Here is a 25,697-nt window from a genome sequence, read left to right on the forward strand (position 1 = left end):
ATCTCGACATGACGTCGATCATCGAATCCGTCTCCTCCCGGTCCGTCGACAGCGCGCCCGCCGTCACGCCCGCCCGGGCTCTGGTCTGTCGCGGTTGTGGCGCCGAGTACCCACTGATCGCCCAGCACGCCTGTTACGAGTGTTTCGGCCCCCTGGAGGTCGGCTACGACCAGGCGGAGCTGGCCCGGGTCAGCCGGGCCGACATCGAGGCCGGGCCGGCCAACATCTGGCGGTACGCCCCGCTGCTGCCCGCGGGTCAGGACCCGGCCACCCGGGTCACCCTGGATCCCGGGCTCACCCCGCTGGTGCCGGCCGCCGCGCTCGCCGCCGAACTCGGCATCACGGCGCCGTTGTGGATCAAGGACGACAGCGCCAACCCCACCCACTCGTTCAAGGACCGGGTCGTCTCGGTGGCGCTCACCGCCGCGAAGGGCCTGGGTTTCAGCCGCTTCGCCTGCGCCTCGACCGGGAACCTGGCCAATTCGGTGGCCGCCCACGCGGCCCGGGCCGGAGTGCCGTCGATCGTCTTCATCCCCGCCGACCTGGAGGCCGGCAAGGTGATCACCACGGCCGTCTACGGCGGTCAGCTGGTCGCCGTGGAGGGGTCGTACGACGACGTCAACCGGTTGTGCGGTGAGCTGGTCGAGACCGACGAGTTCGAGGACACCGCGTTCGTCAACGTCAACGTCCGGCCCTACTACGCCGAGGGTTCCAAGACCCTCGGGTACGAGGTGGCCGAGCAGCTCGGCTGGCGCATCCCCGAGCAGGTGGTGATCCCGATGGCCAGCGGGGAACTGCTGACCAAGGTGGACAAGGCCTTCACCGAGCTGGTGGAGATCGGGCTGGCCGAGGCGCCCGAGGGTGGCTGGCGGGTGTTCGGCGCGCAGTCCGCGGGCTGCAACCCGATCGCCACGGCGCTGCACGGGGACACCGACGTCATCACGCCGGTCCGACCGACCGGCATCGCCAAGTCGCTGAACATCGGCGATCCGGCCGCCGGCCTGTACGCCCTGGAGGCGGTGCGCCGGACCGGTGGCTGGATGGACTTCGCCACCGACGACGAGATCCGGGACGGCATCCGCCGGCTGGCCCGGACCACCGGGATCTTCGCGGAGACGGCCGGCGGCGTGACCGTCGCCGTGCTCGGCAAGCTGGTGGCGTCCGGCCGGCTGGACCCGGCGCGGGAGACCGTCGTCTACAACACGGGCGAAGGGCTCAAGACGCTGGACGCGGTGGCCGAAACGGCCCGCCCGACGCATCGGGTCCGGCCATCGCTGCGGGCGGCCCGCGAGGCGGGCCTGCTCGGCTGAGCACGCTTCCGACACTCGCCGACCGGATGGTGGACAACCGTCCGGTTAGTGCGGCTCCGACATCCGCCGACCGGATGGTGGACAGCCGTCCGGTCGGCGGAGCCGGCAACTGCGGTTGGTAGCTGGGAATTCGCCGAGAGTAGAGTAAAAACCCCCTTCGAGGGCTTGACTGGACACTTCGAGCGGGCGCAAGATGCTCCGTGCGGGAGGGCGTAGCGCCGGAGACTTTTCGAGTTCTACCGACCCAGCGCCGGAGGCGTTGTGCGCACGCCCCTCCCGACCAAAATTTCTCGCGGTGCGCCCGGCGGTGCGGTGCGCCCGTGACCGGTACGCGCGTTGACTCATCCGTGGCTGATCTTTCCGCGTATTGAGCCGTCCAGCCTTCCGCGCCGGTGTTCTCTCGGGAAACCCGAGATCGCGGCGGGAAAATCGGTCGCGCTGGGGGCCGGGCTGGGGCACGGTCGGCAGGTGAGCATCGAAGTGGCACCGCTCGACCCGAGCGATGACGCCGCCGTGGAGCAGGCGTACCAGATCCGGGTGGCCAGTCTGGCCGCTACCGTGCCCGACTTTCCCAGGCCATCCCGGCGGGGGTTCGTCGGTTCCCTGCGCCGGCCCATGCCGGGTCAGGACTCCCGGGCCCTGCTGGCCCTGCTGGACGGGGTGCCGGCCGGCTTCGCCCAACTCCAGCTGCCGCTGCTGGACAACACCGAGAACTCCGAGATCGAGCTGGACGTACATCCCGATTTCCGTCGTCGCGGCGTGGGCCGGGCGCTGCACGACCGGGTGGCGGCGATCGCCCGGGATCTCGGCCGCAAGTGGCTCACCAGCGAGACCGTCGCCGCGCTGCCGGACTGGCCCGCCCGGGACCCGGCGGGTGGGGCGTTCGCCGCCGCCACCGGTGCGGTCGAGGCGCTTCTCGAGGTACGCCGGCGGCTCGACGTGACGGCCGTGGACTGGGCCGCGTTGGACGCCGCGCAGGCGGGCGCGTGGGACCAGGCCGCCGGCTACTCCATCGTGTCGTGGTCCGGGTTCACCCCGCCGGAGTATCTGGCCGATGTCGCGTACCTCAACGGCCGGCTGATGTCCGACGCGCCCATCGGCGACCTGGCGTGGGAAGCGGAGAAGATCGACGCCTCCCGCCAGGCCGCCGTGGAAGAACTGATCATCAATGACCGGGGGCGCCGGCTCTACAGCACGGCCGCCCGGCACGACGCCACGGGCCGGCTGGTCGGATGGACCCTGGTGGACTTCGCGGCGACCGAGCCCTGGCACGCGTTCCAGCAGATCACCCTGGTGGACCCCGAGCATCGCGGACACCGGCTGGGCACCCTCGTCAAGATCGAAAATCTGCGCTACGTCGTGGAGCGGGAGCCGGAGGTGCGGGCCATGGACACCTGGAACGCGGCGGTCAACCGGAACATGATCTCGATCAACGAGACGCTGGGCTACCGACCGGTCGACACCTGGGCCGCCTGGCAACTCGCCCTCTGATCCGGTTCTCCCCGGTCGGGGGCCTGGTCGGGTTGGCGGGGTGGTCGGGTCTTCCTGGGCGGTCAGGGGCTGGTCGGGTTTGCGGGGTGGTCGGGTCTTCGCGGCCGGTCAGGGGGGTGGTCGGGTCTTCCTCGTCGGTCAGGGGGCCGGTCGGTTTGGCGGGCGGTCGGGTCTTCCTCGCGGGCCAGCGGGTTGGTCAGGCTTGGCGGGGTGATCGCGGCGCGGTCGGGCGATCCGGGCGGCGACCCGGGCCGCCCACGGACGCAGTGGCAGTTCGCGATAGCCGCCGGCGGCCAGCCCGGCCCGTCGCTCCAGGACGTTCCGGGCACCGTAGTCACCGGTCAGCGCGTAGGACCAGACGCAGGCGAGCCAGTAGACCGGCCAGAACAGCGGGCCCAGCCCGGCGTACTGGCCGACGTGGCGGACCTCGTGCCCCAGCAGGCCGGCCCGGTCGGGATGCAGCAACCAGTCGGCCGGCCGTCGGGTGAAGATCACCGAACCGACCGTGAAGCAGTCCTGCCGGGGCACCGGCCACCGGTAGCCGCCGGCGATGATCAGACCCTCCGGGGTACGCCGCCGGACGGTCCGGGTGGCGGCGGCCACGGCCAGCCCGGCCAGCGTGGTGCCGTTGGCCCAGGTGGCGGCGGTGCGTACCCGGTGTCTGGCGGGGGACATGTCCCCAGGATGAGCCAGCGGCGTCGGATCAGCTGTCGGGCCGAGAGCTCGGTGTGGTCCGGTCCGCGACAGTCCACCGCCCACCCGGCGCGCTGCCGGTTGGCGGTGTAGAACGGCCATGGCCGTTAAGAAGGGGCCCTTCCTATACAAAAAGCGATAAGAGGGGGCCCTTCCTTGCAGGTGTGCGGGGCCGGCGGGGCTTACCGGTCCGGCGCGGGCTGGGGCATGATGGCGGACATGACGGAGACCCCGCATCCCCTCTACGCCGCGCATGCCGAGACCCTCACCCGGGCGCTGCACGCGATCACCGAGCGCGGCTACTGGTCCGCCTTTCCGGAGTCGCCGAGCCCTCGGGTGTACGGCGAGACGGCCGCCGCCGAGGGCGAGGCCGCGTTCCAGGCGTACCTGGGCACCGACTTCCCGCTGGACCAGCCCGGCACCCGGGACCGGGTGGCCACCGAGGACAGCCCGTTCGGGATCGATCTCGGGGTGCGTTACCCGCACGCCGACCCGGAGGAGCTGCTGGCCGCCGCCCGGGCCGCGCTGCCGGCCTGGCGGGACGCGGGCCCGCAGACCCGGGTCGGGGTGTGTCTGGAGATCCTCGCCCGACTGCACCGGCACATCTTCGAGTTGGCCAACGCGGTGCAGTTCACCAGCGGCCAGGCGTTCGTGATGGCGTTCCAGGCCGGCGGTGCGCACGCTCTGGACCGGGCGTTGGAGGCGATCGCCTACGCGTACTCCGAGATGACCCGGCACCCGGGCACGGCGGACTGGGAGAAGCCCGCCGGCAAGGGTGAGCCGCTGCGGATGACCAAGACGTACCATGTCGTGCCGCGCGGGATCAGCCTGGTCATCGGCTGCAACACGTTCCCGACCTGGAACTCGTACCCCGGGCTGTTCGCCTCGTTGGCCACCGGCAACCCGGTGGTGGTCAAGCCGCACCCGCGGGCCGTGCTGCCGCTCGCGATCACCGTGCGGTACGCCCGGGAGGTGCTGGCCGAGGCCGGGTTCGACCCGAACCTGGTGCTGCTGGCCGCCGAGGCGCCCGGGGAGAAGCTGGCCTCGACGCTCGCGCTGCACCCGAGCGTCCGGATCGTCGACTTCACCGGCTCCACCGCGTACGGCGACTGGCTGGAGGCCAACGCCCGGCAGGCCGCGGTCTACACCGAGAAGGCCGGCCTGAACGCGGTGATCATCGACTCCACCGACGACTTCGCCGGGATGTGCCGCAACCTCGGGTTCACCCTGACCCTCTACAGCGGCCAGATGTGTACCACCTCGCAGAACATCCTCGTTCCCCGTGACGGCATCGAGACCGACCAGGGGCACAAGAGCCTCGACGAGGTCGCCGAGGGGATCGCGGCGGCGGTCGGGAAGCTCACCGCCGACCCGGCGCGGGGCGTCGAGTTGACCGGCGCGATCGTCAACGACGGGGTGCTCAAGCGGCTGGACGAGGTCTCCGGAGTGGGCGAGACCGTGCTGCCGTCGCGGGCCGTCGAGCACCCGAAGTTCCCGGAGGCGGTGGTGCGGACCCCGACGATCGTCAGGCTCGACGCGGACGCGGCCGGGACGTACGGCCAGGAGTGGTTCGGACCGATCTCGTTCGTCATCGGCACCGATTCCACCGACCACAGCCTGGAGATCCTCCGGGAGACCGTCGGTCGCAGCGGCGCGCTGACCGCGGGGGTCTACTCGACCGACGCCGAGGTGCTGGACGCCACCGAGCGGGCGGCCCTGGACGTGGGTGTCCAGTTGTCCTGCAACCTGACCGGCGGCGTCTTCGTCAACCAGTCCGCGGCGTTCTCCGACTTCCACGCCAGCGGTGCCAACCCGGCCGCGAACGCGGCTCTCACCGACGGCGCGTACGTGGCGAACCGGTTCCGCATCGTCCAGAGCCGCCGCCCCGCCTGAGCGTTAAGGAAGGGCCCCTTGTTATCGCATTTCGTATAGCAGGGGCCCCTTCTTGACGCGGTGGGTTTCAGCCGGGCCGGCGCGTCTGCCGGCTCAGACGGACCGGCGCATCTGCAACTCGGTGAGCGCCGGCACGATGGGGTGCGGAACCCGTACCCCGGTGTCGACGAAGCCGAGCCGCTGGTACGCCCGGACGGCGCGGTCGTTACCGACGACGACCTCCAGGAGCAGCTCCGACCGACCGCACTCCCGCGACCAGGCGGCCACCGCGTCGATCAGGTCGCCGAGCAGGCCACTGCCCCGCCACGCCGGGGTCAGGTAGACGGCGAAGATCACGGTGAGGTCCGGGTCGTGCGGGGCCACCGCGCCGCCCGCGTGCCCGACCAGCCGCCCGCCGGGGTCGGCGATGAACTGTCCGCGTCGCGGGCCCGTGGCGCATTCGGCGATCCGTGCCGCGTACTCGGCGTGCGGGCGGGCCGCCGCCTCGGCGACGGTCTCCAGGAAGGCCAAGGGGGAGTCGGCCAGCATCTCCAGCCGAAGCGCCCGCATCCGACCGGCATCGGCGTTGGTCACCCGGCGTACGGTGACCGGGTCCCGGCCGCCTGACCGGCGCGGTGCGCCGTCGCCGGGACGACCTCGGGCGCCGCGATCGTGTTCCGCCCCGGAGGGCTGTCGCCGAGCCGGGCCGGCTCCGGTGCGGTGGGCACGGTCGGCTCCGGTGCGGTGGGCCGGGTCGGACCCGGAGTGGCAGGCCGGGTCGGCTCCGGAGGGGCGGGCCGGGTGGGACCCGGAGGGGCAGGCCGGCCTGGAGGGGTGGGCCGGATCGGGCCCGGGCTGGTGGGTGTGGGTGGCCGGCCTCGCGGCGCGGGCGCTCGTCATGTGTGCATGCCTACCGGTGACGTCCGGCGCCGGCAACCCGGTCGGGTCACCGGCGGAGTCCGGTACGGCTCTCCAGTGGTGTCAGGGACCGTCGGATCGGCCTCGTCCGGGTCCCAAGATTTCGAGTCTCATCTATGGGACTGCCTTCCGGGCCTGGTCCGGGCGCTGGTTTCGCTGCGCTGTCGGCCTGTCCTGGAACAGGTCTGGCCCCCGTCCGTTTTGTGGTAGTGCGCGCTCGTCACGCCTCGTGTAGCGTGCGATTTCGGCCGCCGGTTTCGAAGGCCCGCCACGGGTCATTCGTCCGGCGGCGCGGCTCGGCGCAGGCTGGACCGTGGTCCTCAGGACCCCGCGTCATCGAAGTGAGGAAGTGCACCGTGGCACAGGGCACCGTGAAGTGGTTCAACAGCGAAAAGGGCTACGGGTTCATCGCCGTCGACGGTGGGCAGGACGTGTTCGTCCACTTCTCCGCGATCCAGATGGACGGTTACAAGGCCCTCGACGACGGACAGCGCGTCGAGTTCGAGATCGCGCAGGGGCAGAAGGGCCCGCAGGCCGAGCAGGTCCGCCTCATAGCCTGAACCGGCCTCCTCGGCGCGGCCCCCAGGGCAGCGGCGTGGGCAGACGATCCGGGAAGATCGTGCCCACATCAGTCGCCGAGGAGCCCATGTGAGCGAGTCACCAGACCAGTCGTACCCGCCTGCGGAGGGACCGGCTTCCCGGTCCGGTGTGCCGGACGCGTCGGCGCCTGAACCGCAGCCGGCTTCCGGGCTGCCGTCGGCACCCGGAACGCAGCCGCCGGCCTCACCGATGCGGGTCGGCGACGATCCGGTCGGGTCATCCGGCTGGCCGCACCCGGCTCCCGGCGGCGTACCAGGCGACGTGGGTCAACCGGGTGTTGCCGGCTGGCCTGCCCACGGCGGCTGGGCCCAACCCGCCGCGGCTGGTTGGGCGTACCCCGGAGGTTGGCCGGTGGGGTATGACTGGAACGACCCGCTGGTGAATCCGCCCGGTGCCGGGATGGGCGGCTGGTTCGCCCGGTGCTGGTCGGCGGCCCAGCGGAGCTGGCGTCCGCTGGTGGTCCTCATACTGATCACCGGGGCGTTGCCGGCGATCGTCTTCGGCCTGCTGTCACCGCTCTACACGCCGGCGTCCATGACCGGGGGGCCCACTCCCATGGCTGGGGCCGACCCGGGTGAGGCCGCGGCCCTGCTGCGGGAACTGCTGGCCTACGAGGGTGTCGTGCTGGCCGCCGCCGTCGTGATGAGCCTCGTCCAGGCGGTCGGCTGGGCGGGCGGAACATGGATCCTCGCCCGGCAGGCGGCCGGTCACCCGGCGGCGATCGGAGCGGCGTTCCGCTACGGCCTGCGTCGGGCACCTGCCCTCTGGGGCTGGTACCTGCTCTGCGACGTGATCGTGCTGGCCGGATTCTGCGCCTGTTTCCTGCCCGCCGTCTATCTCGGGTTCGCGCTCAGCCTCGCCGGCCCGGTCTACCTCTTCGAGCGCGTCAACCCGATCTCCCGCTCGTTCGGCATGGTCCATGCCCGGTTTGGCATGGTGCTCGGTCGAGTGGCGACGGTGGTCGGACTGGCCCTGGCCGGTGGCGTGGTGGTCGTGATCATCCAGGTGATCGGGCAGGCGACAGGTGGAACCGGGCCAACCGGCGTGCCGGCCTTCTCACCCGTGTTCGTCCTGACGACCGTGCTGGTGGGGCTGCTCTACGCCCCGATCTACCTTCTCGTGCTGATCGGGCTGGTGATCACGTACGCCGAACAGCGGGCTGTGGAGGCGCCGGTGAACGCCGGCCAACTCGCGGACGAACTGGACTGATCTGCTCGGTAGGCGCTTGCACTCGATGGGGGAGAGTGCTAAACAAGGGATTGGCACTCGCGTAGTGTGAGTGCCAATGGTCGGGGCGGTAGGGCCACGGTCGCGAGGACCCGGAGGAACGGGGAGACGCGGCACATGGCCGGTCGTCGCGGGCTGTCCGCCCGGCCGACGGACGTCACTGTCGCCTTGTGCGTCGGAGTCGACCGAGCACCACAGGTGCCGGCGACGCCGCGAACAAGCGCAGTAGTGACGTCCGAAGGTGCGTAGTCAGGCGGCAGGTTCGGGCCAACCGGTCCCGGGCGGCCGCGAGTGTCCAGGAGGACAACGCCGTATGGCCAAGATGATCGCGTTCGACGAAGAGGCGCGCCGCGGCCTCGAGCGGGGCATGAACCAGCTCGCTGACGCCGTCAGGGTGACCCTCGGCCCCAAGGGCCGCAACGTCGTGCTCGAGAAGAAGTGGGGCGCGCCCACCATCACCAACGATGGTGTGAGCATCGCCAAGGAGATCGAGCTCGAGGACCCGTACGAGAAGATCGGCGCCGAGCTGGTCAAGGAGGTCGCCAAGAAGACCGACGACGTGGCCGGTGACGGCACGACGACGGCGACCGTCCTGGCCCAGGCGCTGGTTCGGGAGGGCCTGCGCAACGTCGCGGCCGGCGCGAACCCGATGGCCCTGAAGCGGGGCATCGAGGCCGCCGTCGCGAACGTGTCCGAGGAGCTGTCCAAGCTCGCCAAGGACATCGAGACCAAGGAGCAGATCGCCTCCACCGCCTCCATCTCCGCCGGTGACACCAGCGTCGGGGAGATCATCGCCGAGGCGATGGACAAGGTCGGCAAGGAAGGCGTCATCACCGTCGAGGAGAGCAACACCTTCGGCCTGGAGCTTGAGCTCACCGAGGGTATGCGCTTCGACAAGGGCTACATCTCGCCCTACTTCTGGACCGACGCGGAGCGTATGGAGGCCGTCCTCGACGACCCCTACGTGCTGATCGTGAACAGCAAGATCTCGTCGGTCAAGGACCTGCTGCCGATCCTCGAGAAGGTCATGCAGTCGGGCAAGCCGCTGGTCATCATCGCCGAGGACGTCGAGGGCGAGGCCCTGGCCACCCTGGTCGTCAACAAGGTGCGTGGCACCTTCAAGTCGGTCGCCGTGAAGGCGCCGGGCTTCGGTGACCGCCGCAAGGCCATGCTGACCGACATCGCCATCCTCACCGGTGGCCAGGTCATCAGCGAAGAGGTCGGCCTCAAGCTGGACGCCGTGGGCATCGACATGCTGGGCCGTGCCCGCAAGGTCGTGGTGACCAAGGACGAGACCACCATGGTCGAGGGTGCCGGCGACGCCGAGCAGATCAACGGCCGGGTGAACCAGATCCGCGCCGAGATCGAGAAGAGCGACTCCGACTACGACCGGGAGAAGCTGCAGGAGCGCCTGGCCAAGCTGGCCGGCGGTGTTGCGGTGATCAAGGTCGGCGCGGCCACCGAGGTCGAGCTGAAGGAGCGCAAGCACCGCATCGAGGACGCCGTGCGTAACGCGAAGGCGGCCGTCGAGGAGGGCATCGTCCCGGGTGGTGGCGTCGCGCTGGTCCAGGCCGGCAAGACCGCCTTCGAGAAGCTGGACCTGACCGGTGACGAGGCGACCGGCGCGCAGATCGTCAAGATCGCGCTGGACGCCCCGCTGCGGCAGATCGCCGTCAACGCCGGTCTTGAGGGTGGCGTCGTGGTCGAGCGGGTTCGCAACCTCGACCCCGGTCACGGCCTGAACGCCGCGACCGGCGAGTACGTCGACCTGCTCCAGGCCGGCATCATCGACCCGGCCAAGGTCACCCGGTCGGCGCTGCAGAACGCAGCATCGATCGCGGCCCTGTTCCTCACCACCGAGGCCGTTGTCGCGGACAAGCCGGAGAAGACCCCGGCCGCACCGGCCGCCCCGGGCGGCGGGGACATGGACTTCTGAGTCCACCCCGGAACGCGAGTTCCACGAGCACCATCACGGCCGAGCCGGTCGGGTCCACTGGGCCCGGCCGGCTCGGCCGCGTCAGCCGGACCCACGCCGGTGGCCGTCCGCATCACTCCGGAGTCGGCTCCGGAGCGGGTACGGGAGCGTCGACCAGCTCCGCCACCTCAGCCGGCGGCTCCTGATCCGAACCGTCAGCCTCAGCCAACTGGTCGACGTCACCGAGGTCGAGTCGATCCATGGCCGGCCGATCCAGGGCCGGTCCCGGTGGTGCCCCGATCGGGTCGTCGGGCGTCTCCTGGTGCGTTGTCATGGTCGAACACCCCCGAGGCAACGGTAGGGCGGCCAACGCCGGACGAAGCGGCGAATGGCGCTATCGGATCATGACTCCCGTTCGTCCCGTTGTGGAGCTGACCCGCCTGCGGCCTCGCACTGGACTGCGGACCGGTTGGCCTGGCAGGGAGCACAACATCCCACTGCATCCCATCCGGGCGCGACGGCCTCGGCACGGACATCCGGGTCGAAACCTGGCGAACTGAGCCCGACGCCGGCAGTCACGGAGCTGGCGGAGCAGGGCGGTTCCAGGTCCGCATTGAACGCCGGAGGTGTCGTCCGGTCGGCATGTCCGGATCGCGCCGGAATAACGTACCGGATTGTCTGGTTTTGGGGTGACGGGCGACACGGCTCGGGTGGAATCCCGGGGGCCGGGCGGTGGTTACATCCACCGTACGACCGAGTACCGGCAGCGCCCTTGGGTCCACGCGGCGCGACGAGGTCCTGGAAGTCGCGGTCGGTCTGTGAGCGGCCCGTGGTGCCTGCTCCGGCCGGGAATGCCGGGGGCGGGCCGGTCGTTGTACCGGGTTCGCCCGAGAGCGTGAGCAGCGCCCCCGGCCTGCGTGAACCACGGGTCGAGTCATCCCCCCGGTTCGAGTTTCCCCCTGATCTTCTTGCCCGCGTCCGCGTGGCCCTGCGTGCCCGCGTGTGCGTCGGCGTCTCCCCCAACCCCCTTGTGGATTGGAGCCCCCACCATGAACACGATCCTGCGTAACACCCTGCTGCGTAAGAGCCTGCTGAGCATCGCCGGTCTGAGCATCACCGGCGGACTGATCGCCGGCCCCGTCACCACCGCCCTCGCCACCCCCACCACCGCCCACACGACTGCTGCTGCGGTCGCCACCGCCGGCCAACCCACCGCCGCCTCGTCGCCGCAGGGCGCACAGAGTCACATCGACCTGACCGACGAGCAGACGACCAACGCCAAGGCGATCATCGCCGCCACCAAGCACAACGGCCTGGACCAGCGCGCCGCCGTCATCTCCATCGCCACCGCCCTGCAGGAATCCAAACTCCAGAACCTCGGCGACCTCGGCGACGCCAACGACCACGACTCCCTGGGCCTGTTCCAACAGCGTCCCACCTCCGGCTGGGGCACACCCGAGCAGATCACCAACCCCGAATACGCCACCACCGCCTTCCAGAAGGCCCTCAAGGACGTCCCCGACTGGCACAACCTGCCCCTGACCGACGCCGCCCAGAAGGTTCAGGTCTCGGCCTACCCCGACGCCTACGCCCAATGGGAAACCCAGGCCACCGACCTGGTCACCCACTACTGGAACAGCTGACCCACCCCAACCAACCCCACACCCACACCACCACGCTGCTGGCCGGACCCCACCCCCGGGGCCCGGCCAGCAGCATCCCCACACCCGAAACTCCCACCGGACCGGCCCGCCAACGAGCCACCTCACCACCACGGGACCGGCGCCAGCAGGCGACCCACCCCACCACAGCCCGCCAACCTCATCCAGTCACAACCGGTAACGGCGACGACGAGCCAGACCCTTTTAGGCGCCCATGTCTGCGAGTCATATATGTGCCTCTCAGACATGGACATCAGGTCGGCACACCGACCCGATGAAACTCACGCACCGTCACCAAGGATCCTCCACTTGCGAAGGACCCCTCAACTCGTCAGAAGCCCTCGCCCTCACCTCACGGCTCGGACCGCGGCATACGCGTCAACCAGACCCGCACCGCTCGCGTCCGGACCGATCGCGCAGCGGCTGCCCGACCGGTCGGTGCCCGTGCTGCCCGGTCGGTCCGTTCGGTCCTTGTCCGTGCTGTCCGTGCTGTCCGTGCTGTCCGTGCTGCCCGGTCGGTCCGTTCGATCGCTGTTCGGGGGGCCGATGCTGGCGGGTGGGTTCACCGGGGTGGCGGTGTCGGCGAGGATTCGCCGGGTCCGGGTCAGGTCGCCGATCAGGGTCGGGTTGGCCGACCAGATCAGCGCGACCACTCCGGCGACGTGCGGGGTGGCCATCGAGGTGCCGTCCAGGGTGCCGTACCCGCCGCCCGGCAGCGCCGACAACACCGCGGCGCCCGGAGCCACCAGATCCGGCTTGTCCCTGCCACCTGCCGCCGGGCCACGGCTGGAGAAGGCGGTCACCCGACGCTGCCGGTTCACCGCACCGATTGTCAACACATCGTCGTACGGTGCCGGGGGATCGCTGATCGAACCGCAGCGCGGACCCGTGTTGCCGGCCGCCACCACCACGAAGATGCCGGCGGCGGCGAGCGCCGCGGTCGCGGGTCGCAGGGCTGTCGGGTCGCAACCTTCGATCGGCGGACAACCCCAGGAGTTGGTGAGCACCTGAGCCGCCCGCTCCGGTCGGCCGTCGGTGAACGGATCGCCCCCGACCGGGAACGGCGCCAGCATGAACTGGAGACAGTCGAGGTAGCGCGCTGGATTGCCGAGGTTGCGATCCAGGTTCACGCAGGCGATCCACCGGGCGCCGGGTGCCACGCCGACCTGTTCGCCACCGACAGCGGTGCCCAACGTGTGGGTGCCGTGCCCGCCGCCGTCGGTGGGCCGGCTGGTGCCGTTCCAGGGGTCGTACCAGGAGTCGTCGCCGCCTCGGAAGTTGCCGGCCAGTGCGGGATGTCCGCCATCCACGCCGGAGTCGGAGCTGCCGACCACGATGCCCGAGCCGTCCACGCCGAGCCCGGTGCGTACCCGGTCCGCGCCGATCATCGAGATGTTCCACGGCGTCTGCGCGGGCGCCGACAACGAGCCGTGCCGCGGTCGGACCGGCTCGGGCAGTGGCCTCAGCTCCTGGCTGAGCAGCACCCGATCCACCTCGGGACGGCGCGACAACCAGGCCCGGGTCGCCGGCCCGCCGTCCACCTCGATGGCGTTGACCAGGTAGTACGGCGTGTAGGCCAGGTGCAGCCGGTCCAGCTTCCGCCGCAGACCCGCCTGAGAACTTTCGGCCTGCGCCACCAGCGCCCGGTACACGTCTCGACCCCGCTCGGCACGTCCCTGCGGACCGGTCCGGGTGGCGTCCACCCCGGACAGGTCCGCCTGCTGCTTGAGGATCACGAACAGCCGCTCGCCGTGCAGACCTGGTTGGCCCGCGCCGACGTACCCGCCGATCGTGGCAACCAGTAGCAGGCCGGCGGCGATCGCCCCGGTCCCGCGGCCGGGCAGCACGACCCGGCGGCGGGCGAAGCCGGCGCCGTAGCCGAGTCCCAGCAGCAGCGCGAGCCCCAGCGACCCGGCGGCGGCCACCGCGACCCAGAACGGTACGTCCCGGCCTTCGACCAGCAGCAGCGAGATCTCCTCGGGATCGGCGAAGGCCAGCGGGCCGGCCGCCGCGAGCCCCAGCAGCACTCCGACCGCGGCGGTCGCGCCGGCCCGGGACCGGGCGGCCAGCACCGCCAGCGCGGCGGCGGTGAAGCCGAGCGGCGGCAGCACCAGCAGCTCGGCGAGCTGCGTCCCGTCCTGCCCGGTGCCGGCCGCCAGCAGCGTCAGGCCCACCCCGCCGACCAGGCCGGCCAGCAGCACCGTGCGCGCCGGTCCGGCGGGCGTCCCGTCCCTACGCCGGGTGTAGCCGGGCCGGCGGGCCGGGGCGAGCAGGGCACTGCCCAGCCAGCCGACGGCGACCGCCGCCACGCCTGCGAGCACGGTTTCCAGCGCGCCACCCAGACCCCCGGCGAGCGTCCAGGGCAGCAGTACCAGCAGCCCGGCCGCGGTCGCCAGGCCGACGGGCGCGGGCGGCAGCCAGGACCGTCCGGCCGGTCCGGGCTCGACCAGCCCCGGTTCGAGCGGGCCGGACCCGGCCGGGTTGGGCTTGACCAGCCCGGGTTCGAGCGGGCCGGGTTCGACCGCGCCCGCCCTGACCAGGCTGGGTTGGCCCGGCTTCGGCGGCGCCGGCCGGAGCCGGGCGATCGTCCGGGCCGCGAGGGCGGACACGATGGCGAGGGCGGCCAGGTACAGCTCCGACCAGGTCGTGGGGACGAGCCGGAGCAGCCCCAGAGCTCCGAGCGCGACCGAACCGTACAGCCAGGTTCGACCGGCCGCCCGGACCCCCGCGGAGCGCGGAATCCGGGCCAGCAGGACCGCCGGTACGCCGGTCAGGACGGCGGACACGACCGCCGGCAGCGGCCGGGTCCAGGCCGGGGCCGTCAGCTCGCCCACCAGCAGCACCTGGTCCACCAGCCAACCGAGTGTCTGGCTGGCCACGGCGACCGCCACCGCCCACAGCCCGACGAACACGGCCGCGACCGTCGCGCCCGCGCCCGGACCGGGCGATCCGCCCGGGCCGACCGGACCCGGTGGGCTGACCGGACCCGATGGGCCGGGCGGACCGGGTGGTCGGGGCGGCTCGGGCGGCTCCGATGGTGGGGGCGGACCGATCTGCATGAGCCGAAGAGTACGGGTGGTCCGGTTTGCGGGTCGGTCGTGGCGGCGCCGTTCGGGACAGTGCCGGTTACCGTGGAGAGGTGCGCGATCCGTCCGTTTCCCGATTCGTAGCCGGCCAGCTCTCCCCGGGCCGCCGAGCCGACGACCTGCGCCGACTGCGCGCGGAGCGGTTCGACGTCCTGGTCATCGGGGGTGGGGTGACCGGGGTGGGAGCGGCCCTGGACGCGGCGTCCCGAGGGCTCAAGGTGGCCCTCGTGGAGGCCCGCGACTACGCGGCCGGCACGTCCAGCCGGTCCAGCAAGTTGATCCACGGCGGCCTGCGCTACCTGGAGCAACTGGAGTTCCATCTCGTACACGAGGCGCTGACCGAGCGGGGTCTGCTGGCCACCCGGCTGGCGCCGCACCTGGTCCGGCCGGTGCCGTTCCTGGTGCCGCTGCCGGCCGGTCCCGGCGCGCGGGGACTGCCCGCTCGGGCGTGGCGCCGTGCCTACTACGGCGCGGGCGTCGCCGCGTACGACGCCTTCGCCGGTCTGTTCGGCCGGGGCCGGGGGATGCCCCTGCACCGGCATCTGACCCGGGAGGGCGCCCGCCGGCTCTTTCCCAGCCTGCGCCCGGACGTGCTGGCCGGGGCGATCCGGTACTACGACGGCCAGGTGGACGACGCGCGGCTGGTGGTGACACTGGCCCGGACCGCCGCCAGTCAGGGCGCGGTCATGGTGACCAGCGCCCGTGCCGTCGGGTTGCTGCGCCAGGCCCGGGAGGTGACCGGGGTACGGGTGCGGGACCTGGAGGCGCCGGCCGGATCGCCGGAGGCCGAGTTCGAGGTACGGGCCCGCACGATCATCGCGGCCACCGGCGTGTGGAGCGACGACATGTCCCGGATGCTCAACGACGTGGGGCTGCGCCCCGGCATCCGGGTACGCGCGTCCAAGGGGGTCCACCTGGTGGTACCCCGCTCCGCCATCACCGGCGAGACCGGCCTGATCCTGCGTACCGCCACCAGCGTGCTGTTCGTCATCCCGTGGGGCGGGCACTGGATCATCGGCACCACCGACACGGACTGGCGGCTGGACCGGGCCCACCCGGCCGCCTCGGCCCGGGACATCGACTACCTGCTCGGTCAGGTCAACACCGTGCTCGACCGGCCGCTCACGGCCGCCGACATCGAGGGCGTGTACGCCGGACTGCGCCCGCTGCTGTCCGGCGAGGCGGACTCGACCTCGAAACTGTCCCGGGAACACGCCGTGGTCGAGCCGATGCTCGGGCTGCTGCTGGTGGCCGGCGGCAAGTACACGACGTACCGGGTGATGGCGGCCGACGTGGTGAACCGGGCCGCGCGCCGGCTGGGTGGCGTCCGGCCGTCCCGCACCGCCGACCTGCCCCTGCTGGGCGCCGACGGGTACCCGGCGATGTGGCGGGACCGCGCCGACTTGGCGCGCCGGCACGGCGTTCCGGTCGGGGTGGTCGAGCACCTGCTGGAGCGGTACGGCACCCTCGCGACCGACCTGCTGGCGCTGGTCGACGCGGATCCGTTGCTCGGTTCGCCGCTGGCCGGCGCACCGGAGTACCTGGCCGCCGAGGTGGCGTACGCGGCCCGCGCCGAGGGTGCGATGCACCTGGACGACGTGTTGACCCGGCGGACCCGGATCTCCTTCGAAACCGACCACCGGGGCACCGAGTCGGCCGAGCACGCGGCCGAGCTGATGGGTGCGGTGCTGGGCTGGGACGCGGCGGTGCAGGCCCGCGAGGTGGCCCACTACCTGGCTCGGGTGGCCGCCGAACGGCAGTCGCAGCGGATGCCCGACGACGCCACCGCCGACGCGGCCCGGCTGGGCGCGCTGGACGTCCGCGGCTTCGCCGCCGACCGCGGCGACGAGCCCTCGGCGGACCGGCAGCCCGCCTGACCCGTACCGGTCCGAGCACCGTGAGGTCAGAGCCCCGTGAGGTCTGAGGACCGTGCGGTCAGAGGACCTTGCCGGGGTTGAGCAGGCCGGTGGGGTCGAGGGCGTCCTTGATGGCCCGCTGCACCCGCATGCCCACCGGTCCGACCTCGCGGGCCAGCCAGTCCCGCTTGAGCAGGCCCACACCGTGTTCGCCGGTGCAGGTGCCGCCGAGGGACAACCCCAGTTCCATGATCGCGTCGAAGGCCCGGCGGCCACGTTCCAGGTTGGCCGGATCGGCCCGGTCCACCACGATGTTGGGGTGCATGTTGCCGTCCCCGGCGTGCCCGACCACCCCGATCGGCACCTCGTACTCGGCGGCGATCCGCTCGACGCCGTCGAGCAGGACGGCCAGCCGGTCGCGGGGCACGGCCACGTCGTCGATCACCAGGCCGCCGTTGCCGGCCGGATAGGTCTCGGCGGCCAACCGCTCCATCGCCGGATGGGCCAGCCGGCGGGCCTGCAACAGGGCCGCCGCCTCCACCGGGTCGGTGGCGGCGAACACCTCGGCGGCCCCGGCCGCCGCGCACACCTTCGCGATCCGGTCCAGGTCCGCCGCGGCCCGCGAACCGGTGTCCACCGCCGCGAGCAGCAGCGCGCTCGCGTCGGTGCGCAACCCCATCGGCCGGTACGCCTCGATCGCCGCCAGGTGGGTCCGATCGAGCAGTTCCAGCAGACTGGGGGTGAGCCCCTGCCCGGCGATCTCCGCCACGGCGGTACCGGCCGCCATTGTCGAGTCGAAGACCGCGACCAGGGTCAGCGCCTCCTCGGCGGCCGGCCGCAGGGCCACGGTGATCTCGGTGATCACCCCGAGGGTGCCCTCCGAGCCGACGAAGAGCCGGGTGAGGTCGTACCCGGCGACGCCCTTGGCGGTCCGCCGTCCGGTCCGCAACACCTCGCCGGAGGCCAGCACCACCTCGAGACCGAGCACGTACTCGGTGGTGACGCCGTACTTGACGCAGCACATCCCGCCGGCGTTGGTGGCCACGTTGCCGCCCAGGGTCGACGACTCCCAGGAGCCGGGGTCGGGCGGATAGCGCAGCCCGTGCCGGGCCACCGCGGCGGCCAGCGCGGCGTTGACCACGCCCGGCTGCACGACCGCGATCCGGTTCACCGGATCGATCTCCAGGATCTCCGCCATCGAGGTCATCGACAGCACCAGCGCGCCGTCCACCGCGTTGGCCGCGCCGGCCAGCCCGGTCCGGGCTCCCTGCGGCACCACGGGTACGCCGTGCCGGGCCGCCAGCCGGACGGCCGTACGGACATCCTCGGTGGCGCGCGGGCGTACCACGACCGCGGGGGTGCCCGCGGCGCACAGGTCAGCCTCGTCCCGCCGGTGCCCCGCGAGCAGGTCGGGGTCGGTGAGGACGACGGTCGCGCCGAGCGCGGCCCGGAGGTCTTCGATGAGTTCCGGCATGGGTGGCAGGCTAGCCCGCACGGCACCGCGCCGACCACGTCGTACGCCGGCCGGGTATCCCCGGGTACCGGTCGACGGGGCCGGCCGGGTATCCCCGGGTACCGGTCGACGGGGCCGGTCCGGCCGCGTCCCATCGCGGGCGAGCGGTTGCCGGCGGGATGATTCAGCCGGTCCGGGACGGGTAGTCCGGCCCATGCCGTCGCAGCGGGACGATCCGATCAGGGCCCGGATCGCGGGGGCGCGGATCGCCGGTGTGCCGGTGCCGGCGGACCGGCAAGGTGCGGCGATCGCCGTCCGGGAGTTGCGCAGCCAGGTCCGTCCCACGCTGCACGACCGTGTCCACCGGGTCCGGTACAACCTGGTGCTCGCCGTCCAGGCCGGGGTGGCGGCCAGCCTGTCCTGGGCGCTCGTCTTCTACGTGCTGCGCAATCCCGATCCGGTCTTCGCCCCGATCTCGGCGGTCGGTACCCTCGCGGCCTCCGTGGGTCAGCGGATCCGGCGGACGATCGAGCTGATCATCGGGGTGTCGGTCGGTATCGCAATCGGTGACCTGTTCATCGTCGCGTTCGGGGTCGGCTGGTGGCAGCTCGGCGCGATCACCACGATGGCCGTCCTGATCACGATCTTCCTGGGCGGCGGTCCGGCGGTGGTCACCCAGGCGGCCGTCACCGCGCTGCTGCTGGTGGCGCTCTCGCCGAAGTCCTCGAACCTGGAGTTTCCCCGGGTCATCGACGCCCTGGTGGGTGGACTCGTCGCGCTGGGCGTGGGCCTCGTGCTGTTGCCGTTCAACCCGCTGCGGGTGGTGGACCGGGCCGCCCGGCCGGCGCTGGAGACCCTGGCCCGGGAGTTGGACGTCACCGCGAAGGCGATGGCCGACGGTGACCCGGACCGCGCCCAGGCGGCGCTGGACCGGGTGCGGGAGGTGGAGCAGCACATGGCGGGGTTGCAGGAGGCGCTGGAAGGTGGCCGGGAGACGGCGACGCTGGCGCCGGTCCAGTGGAGGCGGCGCGGCGCGCTCACCCAGTACGTCGAGAGCGCCGAGTACATCGAGCACGCCGTGGCGAACGCCGGCACCATGATCCGGCGTACCGTGACCGCGCTGGAGGACGAGGAACCGATCCCGGACTCGCTGCCCGCAGCCGTCGCCGAACTCGCCGACGCGGTCCGGCAACTGCTGGGTGAGCTCGGCGCCGGGCTGGAGCCGGAGGCGACCCGGGACCGATCGTTGCGCGCCGTCGCCGAGGCTGGCCGGGCGTACGCGGACGGGGTGGGCTTCTCCGGCAGCGTGGTGGTGGCGCAGATCCGGACAACCGCGAGTGACCTGCTGCGCGCCAGCGGTGTCGACCGGGTCGAGGCGAACCGGCAGGTCCGCCGGGCCGTGGAGACCGGGAAGGCCGGCAGGTCACATCCGGATCCGGCGGCCGACACCGGATCGGCGGAGGAAGCCAGCGAACGGCGGACGACCGAGGGTGCCGCCGCTCACGCCCCGGAACCGATCCCGAACCGGGGCGGTCGGGCCGACCCGAGGGAACACACCGAGGCGGCGGCCGCGGCGGTCGAGGCCGCCGGCCGGGCGTCCTCTCCGGTCCGGGACCAGGATCCGACGGCGGACGGCGAGCCACCGCGCCCCGGCGACGGGCGTCCGGAGGGTGGCGACGTCGACGCGACCGGACCGACCAGTCGGCGGGAACTACGCTGACGTCATGGCCGACACCCCGACCGGAAGCGGATCCGCTCCGCCGTCGCCGCCGCATCCCGCTCCGCCGGCACCCGCTCCGCCGTCGCACCCCGTTCCGTCGATGGGCGTTCCGGCGAACCCTGACCTGGTGCTGCGCCGCCGCTGGGGCTGGCAGCGGGTGCTGGTCCTGGCGGTGGTCATCCTGGCCATCGCCGGCTGCGCCGTCGCGTTGTTGAAGACCCTGGGCGAGGATCTCGGCGCCCAGGCGCTGCTCATCGGCATCGCCGCCGCCGTCGTGCCGGTACCGGTGCTGGTGGCGTGCTTCCTCTGGCTGGACCGGTACGAGCCGGAACCGACCCGGTACCTCGTGCTGTGCTTCGCTTGGGGCGCCGCCGTGGCCACGTACGCCTCGTTGCAGGTCAACACGTTCGCGGCCAAGGAGTTCGCCGCGGCGGGCCTGCCGGACGCGCTGGTCGCGGTGCTGGTGGCGCCGTTCATCGAGGAACTGACCAAGGCGGCGTTCCCGATCCTGCTGCTCATCTTCCGTCGGCGGGAATGGTCGGGCGTCGTCGACGGGATCGTCTACTGCGGACTGTCGGCCGTCGGTTTCGCGATGGTGGAGAACATCCTCTATCTCGGTGGGCACGGATATGCCGCCGGCGCCCAGCAGTACGGTCCGGCGACGGGTGCGCAGCTCCTGTTCGCCACGTTCATCGTCCGGATCCTCTTCTCCGGCTTCGCGCATCCGCTGTTCACCTCGATGACCGGTGTGGGACTCGGTCTCGCCGCGCGGGCCGCCGACCGGCGGGTGCGGATTCTCGCCCCGATCGCCGGCCTGCTGGTGGCGATGATGATGCACGGCACCTGGAACCTCGTGCCGTCGCTCGCCGTGGCTCTCAAGCAGAACCTGATCCTGGTCTACGGCTACCTCAACATCATGGTGCCGATCTTCTTCGGCATGGTCGGGCTGGCCATCTGGCTGCGTAGCTGGGAGGGCCGGCTGACCGAGCGGACCCTCACCGACTACGTCCGGGCCGGCTGGCTGACCCCGCCGGAGGTGGCCGCCCTGGGCAGCCTCGGACGGCGGCACGCGGCCCGCCAGTGGGCCCGGCGGGTGGCCGGAGACGCGGGCGTGCGGGCGATGCGCGACTACCAGTTCGCGGCGACCCGGTTGGCGCTGCTGCGGGACGGACTGCGTCGTGGTCTGGACACCCGCCCGGTCGATGTGGCCCGCAGCACCGCAGAGGAACGTGACCTGCTGGCTCGGATCGCCGCCCTGCGTTCGGTTTTCGTGGGCCGCGATCCGCAGGCGCCAGCGGCGCTGTGGGACGGCAACCGCTACCACGTCATGTTTCCGGACGGCGTCCGCCGTACCCTCGACGCGCCAGACGAACCGGTGGTGCCGATCCCGGTGGTGCTCACCCCGCCGGGCGGCGGGTTCGGCGCGGTTGCCGTCGCCCCACCGGCCGGCTACGGCGGTCCCGGCTACGGCGGTCCGGGTCAGGGCGGTTCCGGCTACGGCGGTTCCGGCTATGGCGGTCCTGGCTACGGCGGTCCTGGCTACGGCGGTCCTGGCTACGGCGGTCCGGGCTATGGCGGTCCGGGTCAGGGCGGTCCACCGGCCGGTTGGGGTGGGTCCCCGAGGTAGCGTCCGACCAGCCGGTTTCGACGGTGCCCAACGCTGATCGGCGGTACGCGGCGGTACGCGCGGCCCCTCAGAGGTAGAGGCCGGTGCCGTCGGTCTCGATCCGCTGGGCGGCGACGGCATGCACGTCCCGCTCGCGGAGCAGCACGTAATCGCGGCCGTGCAACTCGACCTCCGAGCGGTCCTCCGGGTCGAACAGCACGCGGTCGCCGGTCACGATGGAGCGGACGTTCGGTCCGACGCCCATCGCGGTCGCCCAGGCGAGCCGCCGCCCCATCGAGGCGGTGGCCGGGATGACGATGCCGGCGGTGGAGCGCCGTTCGCCCTCGGCGCCCTCAAGCCGGACCAGCACGCGATCGTGCAACAGGCGGATGGGCAGGCCGGAGTCGGTGTTCGGGTCGGCGGTCACGTCGCAGACGCTACCGTGCCGGCCCACCGGGCTTCGCTCGTGGACCCGCATCCGGGTGCCGGCGGGGATCAGCGGTCCGGATTCCGGGTGCCGGCGGGGATCCGTGGACCCGGAAGCGGTTGGCGGACCCGCCGACGGGGCAACAGGGAGGGCGGATTCCCTGCTGACGCGGGACGCTCGGGCGAGCATCAGCCGGCTACGGTATGGGGGCCCGACTCTCGTCCAGGAGGTGCGCTTGAGCCGCTTCGAGCAGGCCCGGACCCGGCTGCGCCGGGCGTACGAGTCCGGGCGCGACTCGGTCCGTTCCGCCCGCAGGGCCCGCGACGACGCCGAGGCCGGTGGTACCGGTGTGGACGCCGAACCGACGGTCGCCGCGTCGGCGCTGACCCTTCCCGGCCCGGAACCCGAACCGGCGGCGCAACCGTCGGTCATCAGCCGGGACGACGCCGAGGTGCCACACGCGCTGCGCCTGGCCGCGGCATGGTCGTGGCGGCTGATCGTGGTGGGGATCGTCGCCTGGACGTTGATCAGGGTGGTCGGCGCCATCCGGGTCGTGATGATTCCGTTGGCCGTGGCCCTGCTGCTGTCCGCGCTGCTGGCACCGGCCGTGGGGTGGCTGCTGAAGGCCCGCCTGCCCCGTTCGCTGGCCACCGCGGTGGTGCTGATCTGCGGTATCGCGGCCGTGGTGGGCACGCTGACGGCGGTGGTCAACGAGTTCATCGCGGGCGTACCCGAGCTCAGCGACAAGGCGACGGCGGGTGTCCGGCAGATCCAGGAGTGGCTGAAGACCGGCCCGCTGCACCTGTCGGACAATCAACTGAACAAGTACATCGACCAGGGGCAGCAGTGGGTGAACGAGCACACCCAGTCGCTGACCAGCGGGGCGCTGTCCACCGCCGCCACCCTGTTCGAGGTGCTCACCGGCATGCTGCTGGTGCTCTTCGCCACATTCTTCTTCCTGCGTGACGGCCGCAAGATCTGGCGGTTCCTGGTCCGGTTGCTGCCGGTGAACGCCCGGTGGCGGGTGGACGACGCCGGCACCGCCGCCTGGGCGACCCTGGTGGCCTACGTCCGGGCCACCGTGCTGGTCGCCTTCATCGATGCCGTGGGCATCGGCATCTTCCTGCTGGTCTTCAAGATCCCGTTCACCGTGCCGCTGATCGCGCTGGTCTTCCTGAGCGCGTTCATCCCGATCGTCGGCGCCGCGCTGTCCGGCGCGGTGGCGGTGCTGGTGGCGCTGGTCGACCAGGGCTGGGTCATCGCGTTGGTGATCCTGGGCGGGGTGATCCTGGTCCAGCAGATCGAAGGACACGTTCTCCAGCCGCTGATCATGGGCCGTGCGGTGGCCATCCATCCGCTCGGGGTGATCGTCGGGATCGCCGCGTTCGCCGTGCTGGCCGGCATCGTCGGCGCGATCGTCGCCGTACCGCTGATCGCGGTGCTCAACACGGCGATCCGGCGGCTCACCGCCCGGCGGGTGCCCGAGGTGCCGCCGGACGCCGTGGTGGTGGCCGCCCAGGCGCCCTGACGCGACCGGGTCGGCCCGGTCCGGCCCGGGGGGCACCGGGCAGGTCCGGGGTCGGCCCGGGACACCGGGCAGGTCCGGGTCGACCGACTGATGACGGACCGGCTCAACTGCCGCGGAGCCGCTCCAGCGCGCCGCGGGCCACCTCGGGCCGGGTGGTGTACCAGAAGGGCGGCAGCGACCGGCGCAGGAACGGTCCGTAGCCGCGGGCGGTCTCCAGCCGGGAGTCGAGCACGGCCACCACACCCCGGTCGGCGCTGGCCCGGATCAGCCGGCCCACCCCCTGGGCCAGCCGGATGGCGGCGATGGGCACGCTGACCGCCGCGAATCCCGAGCCGCCGGTCGCGTCCACCGCCGCCGCGCGGGCCGCGGCGAGCGGTTCGTCCGGCCGGGGAAAGGGCAGCCGGTCGATCACCACGAGCTGGCAGGCGTCCCCCGGTACGTCGACGCCCTGCCACAGCGACATCACCCCGAACAGGCAGCTCGCCCGGTCCTCGCGGAACCGGCGGACCAGCAGCGGCAGCGACTCCTCACCCTGCAACAGGATCGGCAGGTCGGTGCGGGAACGCAGCAGTTCGGCGGCCTGGGTCGCGGCCCGGCGCGAGGAGAACAGCCCGAGGGTGGCACCGCCGAGCGCGCTGACCAGCGAGACCAGTTCCTCGCCCGCCGCGGTCGGCAACCCGGAGGCGGCCGGCCGGGGCAGATGGGCCGCGACGTACAGGATGCCCTGCCGGCCGTAGTCGAAGGGTGAACCGACGTCCAGCGACCGCCAGCCGGGGCCCGACTCGGCCGGCGCGTCCGCTTCCCGGCCGGCTGCCGGCCCGGCTCGGCCCGGCTCCGTCGCCCCGACCGGGCGGGTACCACCGGTCCGGGCGGTGGAGCCGGCGAGGGCCGCCGCCGCGGGGGAGGGCGGGCTGGCCGGCGGTGCCTCCAGGCCGAGGGCCCGGGCCACCGTGTCGAACCGGCCGCCCAGGGTGAGCGTGGCGGAGGTGGCCACCACCGTGCGTTCCTCGTAGAGGTGGGTGGCCAGCGTGCCGGCCACCGACAGCGGCGCGACCACCAGCGCCCGCCGGCCACTGCCCGCGCCTTCGGGCTTCTCCACCCAGGCCACGTCGTGGTCCTCGGCGGCGAGCAGGCGCTGGGCGGTCTTCGACAGCTCGTCCAGCACCGCCTTGGCCTGTTGCTTACGGACCGGGTCCGGATCGTCCGCCTTGACGTCGCCGATGCCCTCCAGTGCGACCCGGGTGGCCGAGTCGAGCAGGGTGCACGCCTCACGCAGCGGGTCCGGCAGGCCCGCGGTGAGCCGCCCGGCCGGCGCCTCGGCCAACCCCACGGTCAGCGCGTCGCCGGCCTCCACCAGCGCCTCGGCCGTCTCGGGCTTGAGCAGCGGGCGGGCCCGCCGGGCGGCGCGGTCGATCACCTCGGGGACCAGTTCGGCCTGGGAGGCCGCCGAGACCCGGTCGGCCAGTTCGTGTGCCTCGTCGATGACCAGCAGTTTGTGTGGCGGCACGATGTGCCGGCCGGCGAGCATGTCCACCGCCAGCAGGCTGTGGTTGGTGACCACGATGTCGGCCTCCCGGGCCCGCACCCGGGACGCCTCCGCGAAACACTCGTCACCGAACGGGCACCGGGCCGCGCCGACACACTCCCGGGCCGGCATCGACACCGACCGCCAGACCTGGTCGTCCACCCCCGGATCCAACTCGTCCCGGTCACCGGTCGCCGTCTCGTCGGCCCAGTCACGGATCCGCTGCATCTGCTTGCCGAGCCGGCCGGCCGCGCCCAGCCACTTGGTCTGCCCGGCGCGCGGCTCGTCGAACAGCGCGTCGGCCGGCTCCTCCTCGGCCGAGTTGTCCAGCCGGGCCAGGCACAGGTAGTGGTGACGCCCCTTGAGTACCGCGAAGGTCGGCCGGCGGCCGAGGACCGGCCGGACCGCGTCGGCCAGCCGGGGCAGGTCGTGGTCGACCAGTTGGGACTGTAGGGCCAAGGTGGCGGTGGAGATCACGACCGGGCCGTCGACGGTGAGCGCCGGCGCGAGGTACGCCAGCGACTTGCCGGTGCCGGTGCCGGCCTGGACCAGCAGGTGTTCCCGGGTGGCGATGCTCTCGGCGATCGCCTCGGTCATCTGTTGCTGGCCCGGTCGGGCGGTGCCGTTGGGCACGGCGCCGACGGCGGCGGCGAGCAGCTCGGGGCCGGTCGGCCGGGAGCCGCGTCGACGTCCGGCGGTCCGGCCGGGGGTGGTGGCGGTGGTTGTGGAACCGGTGTCGGTGGCGGGCGCGGTCACCGTGCGACCGTACCCGCCGCGGGCGACACCACCGCGCCCATCCGCCCCCGGCG

Annotated in this window: 19 protein-coding genes; 11 read left to right on the plus strand and 8 right to left on the minus strand. The window is 72.5% G+C overall.

The window, feature by feature from the left end:
- Positions 1–8: 8 nt before the first annotated feature.
- Complete coding sequence (gene thrC, locus ACXN5W_RS06670) at positions 9–1,310, plus strand: threonine synthase (protein WP_473157268.1); 1,302 nt, start codon at positions 9–11, stop codon at positions 1,308–1,310.
- Between the two features lie 468 nt (positions 1,311–1,778).
- Positions 1,779–2,801 carry a GNAT family N-acetyltransferase gene (locus tag ACXN5W_RS06675; protein WP_473157269.1) on the plus strand — a complete coding sequence of 341 codons (1,023 nt, stop codon included), beginning with the start codon at positions 1,779–1,781 and terminating at the stop codon, positions 2,799–2,801.
- Between the two features lie 138 nt (positions 2,802–2,939).
- Here the strand turns inward: ACXN5W_RS06675 and ACXN5W_RS06680 are convergent, their stop codons facing one another.
- Positions 2,940–3,476, minus strand: coding sequence for a hypothetical protein (locus tag ACXN5W_RS06680; RefSeq protein ID WP_473157270.1), 537 nt, complete (start codon positions 3,474–3,476; stop codon positions 2,940–2,942).
- A gap of 237 nt (positions 3,477–3,713) precedes the next feature.
- Between ACXN5W_RS06680 and paaN the strand changes: the two genes are divergently transcribed.
- Complete coding sequence (paaN, locus tag ACXN5W_RS06685) at positions 3,714–5,387, plus strand: phenylacetic acid degradation protein PaaN (RefSeq protein ID WP_473157271.1); 1,674 nt, start codon at positions 3,714–3,716, stop codon at positions 5,385–5,387.
- 93 nt (positions 5,388–5,480) lie between these two features.
- Here the strand turns inward: paaN and ACXN5W_RS06690 are convergent, their stop codons facing one another.
- Entirely contained in the window at positions 5,481–5,936 is a 456-nt protein-coding gene (locus ACXN5W_RS06690; protein WP_473157345.1) for a GNAT family N-acetyltransferase, read from the minus strand.
- Between the two features lie 20 nt (positions 5,937–5,956).
- Positions 5,957–6,094 carry a hypothetical protein gene (locus ACXN5W_RS06695; RefSeq protein ID WP_473157272.1) on the minus strand — a complete coding sequence of 46 codons (138 nt, stop codon included), beginning with the start codon at positions 6,092–6,094 and terminating at the stop codon, positions 5,957–5,959.
- A 546-nt stretch (positions 6,095–6,640) separates the two neighbouring features.
- On the opposite strand from ACXN5W_RS06695, the gene ACXN5W_RS06700 reads away from it, so the two are divergent.
- The 3 genes from ACXN5W_RS06700 (at position 6,641) to groL (ending at position 10,047) form a co-directional block, all read left to right on the plus strand.
- Positions 6,641–6,844: a cold-shock protein gene (locus ACXN5W_RS06700; RefSeq protein ID WP_203864050.1), complete on the plus strand. Its 204-nt coding sequence runs from the start codon at positions 6,641–6,643 to the stop codon at positions 6,842–6,844.
- A gap of 391 nt (positions 6,845–7,235) precedes the next feature.
- Complete coding sequence (locus ACXN5W_RS06705; RefSeq protein ID WP_473157273.1) at positions 7,236–8,093, plus strand: hypothetical protein; 858 nt, start codon at positions 7,236–7,238, stop codon at positions 8,091–8,093.
- A gap of 331 nt (positions 8,094–8,424) precedes the next feature.
- Positions 8,425–10,047 carry a chaperonin GroEL gene (groL, locus tag ACXN5W_RS06710; RefSeq protein ID WP_473157274.1) on the plus strand — a complete coding sequence of 541 codons (1,623 nt, stop codon included), beginning with the start codon at positions 8,425–8,427 and terminating at the stop codon, positions 10,045–10,047.
- Between the two features lie 112 nt (positions 10,048–10,159).
- On the opposite strand, the gene ACXN5W_RS06715 is transcribed toward groL, so the two are convergent.
- Positions 10,160–10,360: a hypothetical protein gene (locus ACXN5W_RS06715; protein ID WP_473157275.1), complete on the minus strand. Its 201-nt coding sequence runs from the start codon at positions 10,358–10,360 to the stop codon at positions 10,160–10,162.
- Between the two features lie 715 nt (positions 10,361–11,075).
- On the opposite strand from ACXN5W_RS06715, the gene ACXN5W_RS06720 reads away from it, so the two are divergent.
- A complete protein-coding gene (locus ACXN5W_RS06720) occupies positions 11,076–11,669 on the plus strand; it encodes a hypothetical protein (protein ID WP_473157276.1) in 594 nt (197 codons plus the stop codon).
- Positions 11,670–12,034: 365 nt separating this feature from the next.
- On the opposite strand, the gene ACXN5W_RS06725 is transcribed toward ACXN5W_RS06720, so the two are convergent.
- A complete protein-coding gene (locus tag ACXN5W_RS06725; protein WP_473157277.1) occupies positions 12,035–14,746 on the minus strand; it encodes a S8 family serine peptidase in 2,712 nt (903 codons plus the stop codon).
- An 80-nt stretch (positions 14,747–14,826) separates the two neighbouring features.
- Between ACXN5W_RS06725 and ACXN5W_RS06730 the strand changes: the two genes are divergently transcribed.
- Complete coding sequence (locus ACXN5W_RS06730; RefSeq protein ID WP_473157278.1) at positions 14,827–16,650, plus strand: glycerol-3-phosphate dehydrogenase/oxidase; 1,824 nt, start codon at positions 14,827–14,829, stop codon at positions 16,648–16,650.
- Positions 16,651–16,708: 58 nt separating this feature from the next.
- Here the strand turns inward: ACXN5W_RS06730 and ACXN5W_RS06735 are convergent, their stop codons facing one another.
- The gene (locus ACXN5W_RS06735; protein ID WP_473157279.1) at positions 16,709–18,103 is read right to left on the minus strand and encodes an FAD-binding oxidoreductase; all 1,395 of its coding nucleotides are present in this window, start codon (positions 18,101–18,103) and stop codon (positions 16,709–16,711) included.
- A 193-nt stretch (positions 18,104–18,296) separates the two neighbouring features.
- Here ACXN5W_RS06735 and ACXN5W_RS06740 point away from each other — a divergent pair, with 193 nt between their 5' ends.
- Positions 18,297–19,802 (plus strand): FUSC family protein, encoded by a 1,506-nt coding sequence (locus ACXN5W_RS06740; protein ID WP_473157280.1) that lies wholly within the window; start codon positions 18,297–18,299, stop codon positions 19,800–19,802.
- 4 nt (positions 19,803–19,806) lie between these two features.
- Positions 19,807–21,429: a PrsW family intramembrane metalloprotease gene (locus tag ACXN5W_RS06745; RefSeq protein ID WP_473157281.1), complete on the plus strand. Its 1,623-nt coding sequence runs from the start codon at positions 19,807–19,809 to the stop codon at positions 21,427–21,429.
- Positions 21,430–21,496: 67 nt separating this feature from the next.
- Here the strand turns inward: ACXN5W_RS06745 and ACXN5W_RS06750 are convergent, their stop codons facing one another.
- The gene (locus tag ACXN5W_RS06750) at positions 21,497–21,835 is read right to left on the minus strand and encodes a GroES family chaperonin (protein ID WP_473157282.1); all 339 of its coding nucleotides are present in this window, start codon (positions 21,833–21,835) and stop codon (positions 21,497–21,499) included.
- Between the two features lie 187 nt (positions 21,836–22,022).
- Between ACXN5W_RS06750 and ACXN5W_RS06755 the strand changes: the two genes are divergently transcribed.
- A complete protein-coding gene (locus tag ACXN5W_RS06755; RefSeq protein ID WP_473157346.1) occupies positions 22,023–23,363 on the plus strand; it encodes an AI-2E family transporter in 1,341 nt (446 codons plus the stop codon).
- Positions 23,364–23,466: 103 nt separating this feature from the next.
- Here the strand turns inward: ACXN5W_RS06755 and ACXN5W_RS06760 are convergent, their stop codons facing one another.
- Positions 23,467–25,521: an ATP-dependent DNA helicase gene (locus tag ACXN5W_RS06760; RefSeq protein ID WP_473157347.1), complete on the minus strand. Its 2,055-nt coding sequence runs from the start codon at positions 25,519–25,521 to the stop codon at positions 23,467–23,469.
- Positions 25,522–25,697 lie beyond the last annotated feature (176 nt).

This window comes from Plantactinospora sp. A48, assembly GCF_055793945.1.

What these genes read in the sequence shown, in the direction of transcription:
- thrC (WP_473157268.1), top strand. Translation starts at nt 9, where the DNA reads ATGACGTCGATCATCGAATCCGTCTCCTCCCGGTCCGTCGACAGCGCG.
- ACXN5W_RS06680 (WP_473157270.1), bottom strand. Translation starts at nt 3,476, where the DNA reads ATGTCCCCCGCCAGACACCGGGTACGCACCGCCGCCACCTGGGCCAAC.
- paaN (WP_473157271.1), top strand. Translation starts at nt 3,714, where the DNA reads ATGACGGAGACCCCGCATCCCCTCTACGCCGCGCATGCCGAGACCCTC.
- ACXN5W_RS06690 (WP_473157345.1), bottom strand. Translation starts at nt 5,936, where the DNA reads ATGCGGGCGCTTCGGCTGGAGATGCTGGCCGACTCCCCCTTGGCCTTC.
- groL (WP_473157274.1), top strand. Translation starts at nt 8,425, where the DNA reads ATGGCCAAGATGATCGCGTTCGACGAAGAGGCGCGCCGCGGCCTCGAG.
- ACXN5W_RS06715 (WP_473157275.1), bottom strand. Translation starts at nt 10,360, where the DNA reads ATGACAACGCACCAGGAGACGCCCGACGACCCGATCGGGGCACCACCG.
- ACXN5W_RS06720 (WP_473157276.1), top strand. Translation starts at nt 11,076, where the DNA reads ATGAACACGATCCTGCGTAACACCCTGCTGCGTAAGAGCCTGCTGAGC.
- ACXN5W_RS06725 (WP_473157277.1), bottom strand. Translation starts at nt 14,746, where the DNA reads ATGCAGATCGGTCCGCCCCCACCATCGGAGCCGCCCGAGCCGCCCCGA.
- ACXN5W_RS06735 (WP_473157279.1), bottom strand. Translation starts at nt 18,103, where the DNA reads ATGCCGGAACTCATCGAAGACCTCCGGGCCGCGCTCGGCGCGACCGTC.
- ACXN5W_RS06740 (WP_473157280.1), top strand. Translation starts at nt 18,297, where the DNA reads ATGCCGTCGCAGCGGGACGATCCGATCAGGGCCCGGATCGCGGGGGCG.
- ACXN5W_RS06745 (WP_473157281.1), top strand. Translation starts at nt 19,807, where the DNA reads ATGGCCGACACCCCGACCGGAAGCGGATCCGCTCCGCCGTCGCCGCCG.